General features: G+C 33.9%; 10 protein-coding genes and 2 tRNA genes. 7 read left to right on the plus strand and 5 right to left on the minus strand.

The genetic code is table 11. The annotated features are described in order from the left end of the window. Positions 1 to 90: 90 nt before the first annotated feature. On the minus strand, positions 91 to 2712 hold the full coding sequence (locus tag ACNQGO_RS01290; protein WP_417983922.1) for an AsmA-like C-terminal region-containing protein: 2622 nt from the start codon (positions 2710 to 2712) through the stop codon (positions 91 to 93). A gap of 177 nt (positions 2713 to 2889) precedes the next feature. Continuing rightward, a complete protein-coding gene (sppA, locus tag ACNQGO_RS01295; protein WP_417983923.1) occupies positions 2890 to 4650 on the minus strand; it encodes a signal peptide peptidase SppA in 1761 nt (586 codons plus the stop codon). A 138-nt stretch (positions 4651 to 4788) separates the two neighbouring features. Between sppA and folK the strand changes: the two genes are divergently transcribed. Further along, the gene (folK, locus tag ACNQGO_RS01300; RefSeq protein ID WP_417983924.1) at positions 4789 to 5922 is read left to right on the plus strand and encodes a 2-amino-4-hydroxy-6-hydroxymethyldihydropteridine diphosphokinase; all 1134 of its coding nucleotides are present in this window, start codon (positions 4789 to 4791) and stop codon (positions 5920 to 5922) included. Between the two features lie 122 nt (positions 5923 to 6044). Here folK and ACNQGO_RS01305 read toward each other — a convergent pair whose 3' ends face one another. Next, complete coding sequence (locus tag ACNQGO_RS01305) at positions 6045 to 6575, minus strand: RNA methyltransferase (RefSeq protein ID WP_417983925.1); 531 nt, start codon at positions 6573 to 6575, stop codon at positions 6045 to 6047. A gap of 69 nt (positions 6576 to 6644) precedes the next feature. Continuing rightward, the gene (locus tag ACNQGO_RS01310; RefSeq protein WP_417983926.1) at positions 6645 to 7091 is read right to left on the minus strand and encodes a DUF1573 domain-containing protein; all 447 of its coding nucleotides are present in this window, start codon (positions 7089 to 7091) and stop codon (positions 6645 to 6647) included. A gap of 159 nt (positions 7092 to 7250) precedes the next feature. On the opposite strand from ACNQGO_RS01310, the gene mutS reads away from it, so the two are divergent. The 6 genes from mutS (at position 7251) to ACNQGO_RS01340 (ending at position 11445) form a co-directional block, all read left to right on the plus strand. Further along, positions 7251 to 9857 (plus strand): DNA mismatch repair protein MutS, encoded by a 2607-nt coding sequence (gene mutS, locus ACNQGO_RS01315; RefSeq protein WP_417983927.1) that lies wholly within the window; start codon positions 7251 to 7253, stop codon positions 9855 to 9857. Between the two features lie 148 nt (positions 9858 to 10005). After that, a tRNA-Gly gene (locus ACNQGO_RS01320) sits at positions 10006 to 10078 on the plus strand. 14 nt (positions 10079 to 10092) lie between these two features. Further along, positions 10093 to 10178: transfer RNA gene (locus tag ACNQGO_RS01325), tRNA-Leu, on the plus strand. 49 nt (positions 10179 to 10227) lie between these two features. Continuing rightward, complete coding sequence (locus ACNQGO_RS01330) at positions 10228 to 10401, plus strand: GIY-YIG nuclease family protein (RefSeq protein ID WP_417971797.1); 174 nt, start codon at positions 10228 to 10230, stop codon at positions 10399 to 10401. 203 nt (positions 10402 to 10604) lie between these two features. Further along, positions 10605 to 10886, plus strand: a complete 282-nt coding sequence (locus ACNQGO_RS01335) for a GIY-YIG nuclease family protein (protein WP_417971795.1) — start codon at positions 10605 to 10607, stop codon at positions 10884 to 10886. A gap of 211 nt (positions 10887 to 11097) precedes the next feature. Further along, complete coding sequence (locus ACNQGO_RS01340) at positions 11098 to 11445, plus strand: YegP family protein (RefSeq protein WP_417943500.1); 348 nt, start codon at positions 11098 to 11100, stop codon at positions 11443 to 11445. 168 nt (positions 11446 to 11613) lie between these two features. Here the strand turns inward: ACNQGO_RS01340 and ACNQGO_RS01345 are convergent, their stop codons facing one another. Further along, complete coding sequence (locus ACNQGO_RS01345; RefSeq protein ID WP_309756354.1) at positions 11614 to 11838, minus strand: hypothetical protein; 225 nt, start codon at positions 11836 to 11838, stop codon at positions 11614 to 11616. Positions 11839 to 11959: the final 121 nt, after the last annotated feature.

Here is an 11959-nt window from a genome sequence, read left to right on the forward strand (position 1 = left end):
GTTTCGTTGTTTAGATTCAAGTATAAAATTCAATAAAAAAGCAGAAATCTCACTTGGTGAAATTCCTCTTTTTTGCTTCATAAAGCGGTCTTAATTTACTTTTGTAGTATCTACTGCTTTCTTTTTCTTTTTAAATAAACCGTTAAGTAAATCCGTTGCTTTTGCTTTCACTTCTTCTTTCGTTGCTGGAACAACGGGAGAAGCTGTCTTTGTTGTGTCACCAGGTTTCTTGTTTTTATTGATATAATCCGTCAAGGCTGATGTTCCTTGCTTCACCAATCGGTCTTTTTGTTGGTTGACCAACTGAGTTGTCAATTTGGTAACCGCACTATTAATATCAGTTGTTATTTTTGGATTGGTAAAATTACCCAATAGAGTTGCAGTTATGGGAAAGCTTTCTAGTTTAGCAGCATCAGCAGCAGAAAGTTTTGCAATTAACGCATTGGCCTCCGAGCCTAGATATTTTGCTGGAACATCAAATTTTAAATTGTAATTCATGCTTTGGTCAAAACCATGCGTTCCACCAATTGTTGCTTTAATGTCTTTGTACTTAATGTCAAATGGTTTTACATTTACTTTTCCATCCTTGAAGGTAATTGCCGCTTTGATATCATTCAAATTAATTTTGCTTACATCTATAAATTTCAAGTTAGAACCTAAAGCCGTCAATAACGTCGAATTACTAGAATTTACTGTCGTAGAAAGCAACTGACCTAGTAAATCTCCCGTAAGTGTTTTTAAGTCTGGAGTAAATTCAGTGGCATCCAAATTTCCATTGAGTTTAATGTTTGAATTCAACCTTCCGTTTATAATTCCTGCAATTGGTGCAATTTTTTTTAACATGTCCAGTTGGGTAAACGATTGCGCAATATCGACTTGATTCAGTTTCAAATCCATATTAAAAACGGGTGTTTTACTTTTTGTAGAAACCGCTCCGTTTACCCCAATTGTTCCCCCAAAAATAGATGTTTTTACATTTTCTAAGATTACTTTTTCGTCTTTCACGATTAGTTTTCCAGAGACGTCTTTCAGGGTTAAATTGTCGTACAAAACGGTAGTGGCATTTGCTATTAGCGTACAATTTAAGAAAGCAGGGATTTTCATTGCTTCTGGTTTTTTAGCAGCAGCTGTTGCGGATTTTTTGTCCTCTCCAGTTGTCATAAAATCATCAACGGCTAATTGCTTGGAGTTCATCCTGAAGTTTCCTTTCAATTCCTGATTTCTAAAAATAAATCCATAAAAATTTTCTAAAACTCCAGTCACGCTAATATCACTTTTTCCAGTAGTGGCATTTAATTGTTGTAAGTCGACTTGACTAGGATTAAACTGCACTACAGCAGTGCTAATGTTCATTGTTTTTCCATTTTCATCGGCATACTGGAAGCCTGATAAACTCATGGTTCCCGCATTATTGATGTTTTCGTACTGACTTTTCTCAACCGATTGCATGTCGAATTTAGTCGTAACATCGGCCTTTAAAATTCCAGACAAGGGCTTTTCTAACTTTATAGGATACGCTTTTGAGAGATTCGCTAAATTGATTGTGCCTTTTAAAGCGGCATCAACAATAGCGTTTTGTGTGATGTTTCTAATGTTGGCTTTGGCATTAAAAACATCTTGATCAATCTGAAAAGAAAGTTTTTCCAAATTGACATACGTATCATTAAGGATCCCTGTTTCATTGATGATTTTAGTGTCAATAACAATATTTTCAACGGTTTTAGGTAAGTTAGGATATTTAAAAGAAGCGTTATTGGATGCGATTTCAATATTAAATTTCGGAACCGTTGTATCTGAATATAGGCCTTTTGCAAAACCCATTACAGTAAAATCTCCGGTTGTTTTCACATTGTCTAAACTCGAGGCATACGCTGCAGGAATTATTCCTAAGAAATTTTTGAAAGAGGAAGTAGGCGTTTTAAATTTCAAATCATATTGCTGACCCGTTTCTACCATTTGAATAAAACCATCAAATTCTAACGGCAATTGATTGATTAATGCTTTGTTTTCTTTGAACGTGTATTTACTAGTGTTTAAATCAATTCCTAAAACCGCATCTAGCGTTAATGCTACATTTTTCATATAATTGACTTTGTCCATGTCTAGCGAAACTTTTGCAGTCGACTTGGTGACTAAATCTAATTTTTGCGATGCAAAATTCCCTGTTCCTTTATGGTTTAAACTATCGATTACCATTTTTATTTTTGAACTTTCGTCAAAATAACGAAACTTGAAATTCTCGATTTCATACTCTTGAATCTTCAATGATAACGGACTGCTTTTGCTACCCGCTGTAGTTTTTTCATCCTTCAAAGCAATATCATAATTCCCAACACCGTTTTTGTTAAAGATGATGTTGATTAATCCATTTTTGGATGTGATTCCGTCAATTTCAATCGCTTCTTCTTTGCCTTTAAAAAGCTCTTTAATTGACATTTTTAAATTCAGTTCGCCCAATGAAATCAATGTGTCACCTTCAAAAGGAGCCTTGTTTATAATCACTAATTTTTCTAAAGTTACATTTGCATTTGGGAAATTTTTAAACAAACTTAAATCAGCCTCAGCAAAGGAAACCTTTGCATCGACTTTGGCATTGATGGCCTCGGCAATTTTTGCTTTGATCTGGTCCTGAAAAATATAGGGCGCAGCAAATAAAGTAATGATTAAAAGAAGAATAAAAACTCCAATAATTTTAAAAATTTTCTTTAGCATAATTTTTTTCTTTTAATGTATAAATGTAGTAAAAAAAGAGTGTTCTTGACATAAAATAGCCGTTTATGGTCTGATACCCTCATACTCTTAACTCAAGAGAATACAGAACTATTGTATTTTGCAAAAAAAATCCGTTCAAGCAAGTGCTTCAACGGATGTTTAATGGGTACTTATTTTTTAATGTATGTTTATTTCAAAAGGCATGGTGGCTTGAACACCTTTTCGAGTTTGTAATTTTTTTATTTCTTGTAGAATACGGTAATTTTCCACCCCAATTTCTTCTTTTATGAAATCAGCTTTCGATTTTGCAAATGGGAAATTAGCCAAAAGGTCATTAAAATTTTTCTCATATTCTGGATAATTTTGAGTACTGTAATTTTTTATTTTTGCTAAAGAGGCCGCTTTTACAATCGCATCATCTAATCCACCTATTTTGTCTACAAGTCCTATTTTTAATGCCTCAGAACCTGTCCAAACTCTACCTTGCGCAATTGCGTCTACTTGCGCAAAAGTCATTTTACGACCCTCAGCTACATGGGTTACAAATGTTTTGTAAATATGTTCTACTCCTTCTAAGGTAACAGCTTTGAAATTTTCATCTATGGAAACAAACGGACTATAGTTAGCGGCATTCTGGTGCGTTTCTACTTGCTCGGTGTTAATACCAATTTTAGTTGCTAGCGGTGTAAAATTTGGTAATATTCCAAAAACACCTATTGATCCTGTAATTGTGTTTGCCTCGGCAAAAATTGCATTGGCATTACAAGCGATGTAATAGCCACCAGAGGCTGCGTAGTTGCCCATAGAAACGACAATTGGTTTCGTTTTTTTGGTCAATTCTATTTCTCTCCAAATCAAATCAGATGTCAAAGCGCTTCCACCTGGACTATCAATACGGAGGACAATAGCTTTAACATTTTTATTTTTTCGAGCCTCTTGCAACGAGCGACGCATAGAACCTTCACCTATAACAGTAACATCGCCTTCGCCGCCCATGATTTCTCCTTGGGCATAAATGATAGCAATTTCATCGGTACTGTCAAATGATTGGGAAGTAGTAGCAACTTTTTGAGCATAGTCTACAACAGATACTTTGTTGTATTCTTCGTCATTTTTTACTTTAAGTGCTTTTCTGATAGCATTGTGATACACATCTTCATAAGCAACTATGTCAACTAATTTTTGAGCTTTTGCCATTTCAGGAGTTCGAGCAAGGAGTCCATTAGCAATTTCGTTCAATTTAGCAACAGATATATTTCTGCTTTTTGCAATATCAGCAGTGATAGAATTCCAAACAGAATTTAACAATGCTGTAGTCTGTTCTCTATTGGCATCGCTCATTTTATTTTCTAAAAAAGGCTCTACAGCACTTTTGTACTTTCCGTGGCGAATGACTTCCATTTTTAATCCTGATTTTTCTTGAAAATCTTTAAAGAACATAATTTCAGTAGACAATCCCTTAAAATCCATCTCTCCAACTGGATTGATGTAAATAGGACTAGCAACAGAATTTAAATAATATTCTTTTTGTGAATACGAATTGGCATACGCCATGACGAATTTTCCTGATTTTTTAAAACTTTCCAAAGCATCGCGTAAGGCTTTACTTTGTGCCATTCCCAGTGCGGATGTATTGTTTAAAATAGAAATTCCTTTGATGTCATCATCTGTTTTTGCATTTTCAATCGCATTTATAATATCAATTAAACCTACATTTTTGTTTTCTGAAAACATAGTTACAAATGGGTCAGTAAATTTCCCTGCGTAATCATTTTGAATGTCTTCTAAGTTTAATTCAATTACAGAATTGTTTTTTACCACTACACCCTCAGACTCACCACCAAAAATAGCTCCGATCAATAGTATTCCAAAAAAGGACAGCATGAAAAAAACAAAAATACCTACAATGGTTGCCAATACATTTCCTAAAAATCTCATAATTATATTTTTTTAATAAGTCGTAAAAACGAACGAAATGTTACAAATTAAAACAGGGAAGAACCAAGTTTAATTATCTATTTCTGATGCAAATATATTGCTAAATCTAAAATTCTTTTAGTTAATTTGTACCCAATTATGAAATCACAACATCAGGTCATTTTATCTATAGGCAGTAATCTAGGCAATCGTTTAGAAAATATCGAGCGTTCCTTAGAATTGATTCACCAGGAGGTGGGTGCTATAATAAAAGTTTCTAGATTGTTCGAAACGCCTGCTTGGGGTTTTGAAAGTGATGCTTTTTACAATTGTGCGCTGGTTTTGCATACTTTCTCATCGGCACAAAAAGTGTTAAGTCAAGTTTTAAAAATCGAAAAGCGATTGGGTCGCTTGCGAAATAAAGTACAAGAATACCAATCGCGTACCATTGACATTGATTTGATAGCTTTCGATTCAGAAATTATTACTACCGAAAAACTGGAGATTCCGCATCCATTAATGCAAAACAGGAATTTTGTTTTGTTACCCATTCAAGATTTAAATTTAGATTGGAAACATCCCATTCTTCAAAAAAATATTGCTGAATTAATTTTGCTTTCTCCAGATAAAAGCGTTTGTACGATTGTTCAAGATTTACGAAGTCCTCTACGAAATATTGCTTTAGAGCAATTCAATTATGTTGCTTTCGAAGGGAATATCGGAGCTGGCAAAACCACTTTAGCGACAAAAATTTCTGAGGATTTTAATGCAAAAACAGTTTTGGAACGTTTTGCGGACAATCCTTTTTTACCTAAATTTTATAAAGATCAAAACCGATACGCGTTTCCACTTGAAATGTCATTTTTGGCGGACAGATACCAACAATTATCAGATGATTTAGCGCAATTTGATTTGTTTAAAGATTTTTTAGTGGCGGATTATCATATTTTTAAATCTTTGATTTTTGCCAAAATAACTTTGGCGGAAGACGAATATCGTTTGTATCGAAATCTCTTTGATATCATTTACAGAGAAATGCCAAAACCGGATTTGTATATTTATTTGTATCAAAATTCAGAGCGTTTGCTGCAAAACATTAAAAAACGCGGCAGAAGCTACGAGCAAAAAATCCCAGCTGAATATTTAGATAAAATCAATAGCGGTTATCTGGATTATATTAAATTTCAAACTGATTTGAATGTGTTAATTATAGATGTTTCGGATCGCGATTTTGTAAAAAATCAAGAAGATTATCTTTTTATTTTAGATGCAATTCAAAAAAAAATAGAATAGTTTATTGAACGCTCCAGTTTTTATAACCTAGGATTTTTAAGTAAAAAAATCAGATAATGGTAGTGAGAATTAGAGAATGACTGCATTTTTTTTGTCTTCCAATACGCTAAGCAGTCTAAAATCTAATTATTAAATTGTTTAAACAAATCCCAAACCACGATTCCTGCACTCACAGCTATGTTCAAAGAATGCTTAGTGCCTAATTGAGGAATTTCAATACAACCATCACATAAGGCAACTGCTTCTTGCGAAACACCATGAACTTCGTTTCCAAAAACCAAAGCATATTTTTTTCCTTTTTGAATTTCAAAATTTTGAAGAAAAACAGCACTTTCTACTTGCTCAATGGCAAGTGTCATGACATCATCAGCCTTTAATTTTTCAATAACGGTAATAACATTTTCATAATGTTCCCATACAACAGTTTCTGTCGCGCCAAGAGCTGTTTTGTGAATTTCTTTATTTGGAGGAGTGGCAGTAATACCACATAAGTATATTTTTTCAATTAGAAAAGCGTCAGCAGTTCTAAAAACAGAGCCAATATTATGCAAACTCCGGACGTCATCTAGCACTAAAATCAGCGGTGTTTTTTGAGCTTGTTTAAAGTCTTCAATAGATTTTCGTTCTAGTTCGCTGTTTTCTAGCTTTCTCATATGTTATAAATTATTCAAAAAAAAAGCTTCCGAAGTTAATGGAAGCTTTTTTGTATATTCAATTAAGATTTAGCTTTTTAAAGATTCAGGAGCTAAAACATTTCCTTTTATTGTAAGTGTTTTAGTAGGAACAACAGCGTTAGTTGTTAATGTAACTGTTTTGCTAAACGGTTGACCACCTCTTGAAGTGTCATATTTTACTCCAATAACTCCTTTTGCACCTGGAGCAATTGGCTCTTTTGGGTAAGTAGGAACCGTGCAACCACAAGATCCTTGCGCATTTGTAATAATTAAAGGTTTGTTTCCATTATTTGTGAAAACAAATTCGCGTTTGCCATCAGAGTTATGAGCTACGGTACCGTAGTCGATAGTTTCAGTTACGAAAACCATTCCTGCGCCATTCACTTTTGCGGCAACTTTAGCAGTAGTTGCTTTCAATTTTTTTGAAGTTTCTTGTGCAGTAGAAGTTGCTACTCCTAAAACAACTAGCATAGCTAGGGTGATTATTTTTTTCATATCTATTTTCAATTTAAAAGTAAGTACAAATCTAAATAAAAAATAGAAATTATGACTTAAAACTTTCTTAAAATAGTTTAATTCTTTGAACTCCGTATTTATTTGTTTTAAAATCGATAAATTCGCTGTTATTTTTATCATTTTTAAACACTAATACAATTGGCATCTAAAGATAAAGTAGTTAAGGAAACTCCGTTAATGAAACAGTACAATGAAATTAAAAGAAAGTATCCTGATGCTTGTCTTTTATTTCGTGTAGGAGATTTTTACGAAACATTTGGAGAAGACGCAGTTCGTGCTTCAAAAATATTAGGCATTGTCTTAACGAAGCGCGGAGCAGGCTCCGAAACGGAAACGGCGTTGGCTGGTTTTCCGCACCATTCCTTAAATACATACTTACCCAAATTAGTCAAAGCAGGACTTCGTGTAGCAATTTGTGATCAACTCGAAGATCCAAAAATGACTAAAACTATTGTAAAACGCGGTGTTACTGAACTGGTGACTCCGGGAGTTTCTATGAACGATGAGGTTTTACAATCAAAAACAAATAACTTTTTAGCTTCCATTTTCTTTGCCAATAAATCTATAGGGATTTCATTTTTAGATGTTTCCACAGGTGAATTTTTAACGGCGCAAGGCAATGCAGAATACATTGACAAACTGTTACAGAATTTTAATCCAAGTGAAGTTCTGATTCCAAAAAATAATAAGAATGATTTCCGGGAAATTTTTGGTGAAGATTACCATAGTTTTTATCTGGAAGATTGGATTTACAAAGAAGATTACGCATTTGAAACCTTAACGAAGCACTTTCAGACAATTTCTTTGAAAGGTTTTGGAATCGAAGAATTGAAAGAAGGAATGATTGCTTCGGGAGCCATTTTGTATTATTTATCCGAAACACAACATAATAAAGTACAACATATAACAGCGATTCAGCGTATTGCCGAAGATGCTTATGTTTGGATGGATCGTTTTACGATTCGCAATCTGGAATTATACCACAGTTATAATCCAAACGCGGTAACACTGTTGGATGTTATTGATAAAACGCTTTCGCCAATGGGTGGCCGTTTGCTAAAAAGATGGTTGGCACTTCCATTGAAAGACAGTGCTAAAATAAAAAGTAGGCATGAAGTGGTTTCGTATTTAAAAAATAATCAGCCTGTTTTAAAAAACATCCAAAATCAAATCAAGCAAATTTCAGATTTAGAACGTTTGATTTCAAAAATTGCTGCCGGCAAAGTATCGCCGCGCGAAGTGGTTTACCTAAAAGAATCGTTGGATGCCATTATTCCAATAAAAACTTTGGCGTTAGAAAGTCCGCAAGAAGCCGTAAAAGTAATTGGGGACAGTTTACATAGTTGCGAATTGTTGCGCGAAAAAATCAAAACCGTTTTAAATCAAGATGCCCCTGTGGCTATCGCCAAAGGAAATGCCATCGCCAAAGGAATTAGTGCTGAGTTGGATGATTTACGCGCCATATCAACTTCTGGTAAAGAATTCTTAGAAGGAATTGAAAAACGAGAATCACAAGCGACAGGAATTTCTTCGTTGAAAATCTCCTTTAATAATGTTTTTGGATACTACATTGAAGTGCGAAACATGCACAAGGATAAAGTTCCTACGGAATGGATTCGAAAACAAACTTTGGTCAATGCAGAACGCTATATTACAGAGGAATTAAAAGAATATGAGACCAAAATACTAGGTGCCGAAGAAAAAATTCATAAAATAGAAGTAGAATTATTCGAGCAATTAGTTGCTTGGATTGCTACGTATATCAAGCCCGTTCAAATGAACGCTAATTTGGTAGCGCAACTGGATTGTTTGTGTTCATTTACGCAATTGGCTATCGAAAATAAATATGTTTGTCCTGAACTGGACGAAACATTCGAATTGGAAATTAAAAACGGAAGGCATCCTGTTATCGAAAAGCAATTACCGGTCGGCATGCCATATATTGCCAACGATGTTTTCTTGGATAGAGAAACACAGCAGTTGATTATGATTACGGGTCCCAATATGTCTGGAAAGTCAGCTATTTTGCGTCAAACCGCGCTGATTGTACTCTTGGCACAAATGGGAAGTTTTGTCCCTGCAGAAACCGTGAGAATGGGAATTGTCGATAAGATATTCACGAGAGTAGGAGCAAGTGATAATATTTCGATGGGAGAATCTACTTTTATGGTCGAAATGAATGAAACTGCCTCTATCTTGAATAATATTTCAGATAGGAGTTTAGTACTTTTAGATGAGATTGGAAGAGGAACTAGTACTTATGACGGAATTTCCATAGCTTGGGCAATTGCAGAATTTTTACACGAGCATCCTTCACAACCCAAAACCTTGTTTGCAACGCATTACCATGAGCTGAATGAAATGAGCGAATCATTGCCTAGAATTCAGAATTATAATGTGGCTGTCAAAGAATTAAAAGATACCGTGCTTTTTGTTCGAAAATTGGTAAAAGGAGGAAGCGCGCATAGTTTTGGAATACACGTAGCAAAAATGGCAGGAATGCCTCAGATTGTAATTTTGAAAGCGCAAAAGCTTTTGAAGAAATTAGAAAAAAATCATTCCAGCGATGCGCTGAACGGAATTAAAGCGGCACAAGACGATATGCAAATGAGTTTCTTTAATCTGGATGATCCATTATTAGAGGAAATCAAAGAAGAGATTATAAATTTGGATATAAATACGATTACCCCTATGGAAGCCCTAATGAAATTGAATGAGATTAAAAGAATGTTGACTAGAAAATAATTTATTTTGTTTTAAAGATTACGGTATCAGAACGTTATCTTTTATTGGTAATTTTTTTATAAAAAAGGCTTGTTTAATTCAATAAATGTCTTAAATTTGCATCCGCAATACAGAACAAGTATCGCGGTTCTTTCTAAGAATTGAAAATGCGAAAATAGCTCAGTTGGTAGAGCGCGACCTTGCCAAGGTCGAGGTCGCGGGTTCGAGCCCCGTTTTTCGCTCGACACCACATAATGCTCGGATGGTGAAATTGGTAGACACGCTGGACTTAAAATCCAGTGAACAGCAATGTTCGTGCGGGTTCAAGTCCCGCTCTGAGTACTAAAAAGCTTCAAACTATGTTTGGAGCTTTTTTTATTAAATAATTTAAATGTATTTCATTTATATAATTTATTCTAAAAAATTAGACAGATATTACGTAGGAACTACGGATGATGTCTCAAAAAGGTTGTGTGAACACAATTCTGGATTTTATAATGAATCATTTACTGTGAAGGGAATTCCCTGGGAGTTGAATTTAAGTTTTGAGTGTGAGTCCAGTTAGAAAGCATATGGATTAGAGAATTTTTTGAAAAGAATGAAATCTAGATTTTTTTAGAGAAAATAATAGTTGATTCAAATATCTTGTTAGATATTCAAAGTAAATTATGATGTTCTAGGGAGGGTTCAACTCCGAAGCTTCGGAGCCGCTCTGAGTACTAAAAAGCTTCAAACTATGTTTGGAGCTTTTTTTATTAAATAATTTAAATGTATTTCATTTATATAATTTATTCTAAAAAATTAGACAGATATTACGTAGGAACTACGGATGATGTCTCAAAAAGGTTGTGTGAACACAATTCTGGATTTTATAATGAATCATTTACTGTGAAGGGAATTCCCTGGGAGTTGAATTTAAGTTTTGAGTGTGAGTCCAGTCAGAAAGCATATGGATTAGAGAATTTTTTGAAAAGAATGAAATCTAGAGTTTTTTTAAAGAAAATAATAGTTGATTCGAATATCTTGTTAGATATTCAAAGTAAATTATGATGTTCTAGGGAGGGTTCAACTCCGAAGCTTCGGAGCCGCTCTGAGTACTAAAAAGCTTCAAACTATGTTTGGAGCTTTTTTTATTTAAAGAAATTTGTAATTGAGAACAATGAGATTTTGCGGAAGTCAAGTCTAAGCTCCCTGTTTAGAATCTAAAATCTAAAATCTAAAATCCACAATTTAAAATCTAAAATTTAAAATCTAAAATTTAATGGGGGCTTTTGTAATTAGTAAACGATATAACGACGAATATAAATTTGTTTTTACTTCCAGAAAGGGAAAAGTTGTTTTTACAAGTTTAAGTTATGAACTCAAATTTGAGTGCGAGGAAGACATTGAAAAATTTAAAGCTACTATTGGTTTGGCTGACTTTTTGAAATTTAAATCCTCTAGTGGGAAATTCTATTTTAAATTGATGCTAGATGGCAATCATTTTGCAACAAGTAGAAAATATACTACTTCGTTGCGTTTGCAGAAAGGAATCGACGAAATCGTGCGATATGGAGTAAATTCAGAGGTATTGGATTTCTCTGGTAACGATTTTATTTTTTCTGATTAAAAGGTTTTTTTAGTATCATTATACGTAAAAAAGTGAGTAGTAAAAATTAAATTTTTACAACTCACTTTTTTATTAATCTTTTTCTACTGAGATAATCGTAAATTATACCCAATAAAAAAGCCATCTCGCAGAGCGGATGGCTTTAAAATTTTTAGAACTGGGTTCTAATTATTTTTTTGCAGCTTCAGTAGCAGTAGCAGCAGCTTCAGTAGCAACAGCAGCAGCAGAATCAACAACAACAGCAGCAGAATCAACTACAGCAGCAGCAGAATCAACTACAGCAGCAGCAGAATCAACAGTAGCAGCAGCGTCCTCAGCAGGAGCGTCAGCTTTTTTACATGATACAACAGTCAAAACAGCAACAGCAGCTAAACTTAAAAATACTTTTTTCATCTTAATTTAATATAAAAGGTTAATTATTAATTCGTGGCAAAGATATAAATTTTTTAATATGTAAAATATTTTTTTATTTTTTTTTTAAAAAATAATATTTTTTGTCAACCTCGAAAACATA

Origin of the sequence: Flavobacterium frigidum, assembly GCF_048286735.1 — a bacterium.
Classification (GTDB): Bacteria; Bacteroidota; Bacteroidia; order Flavobacteriales; family Flavobacteriaceae; genus Flavobacterium.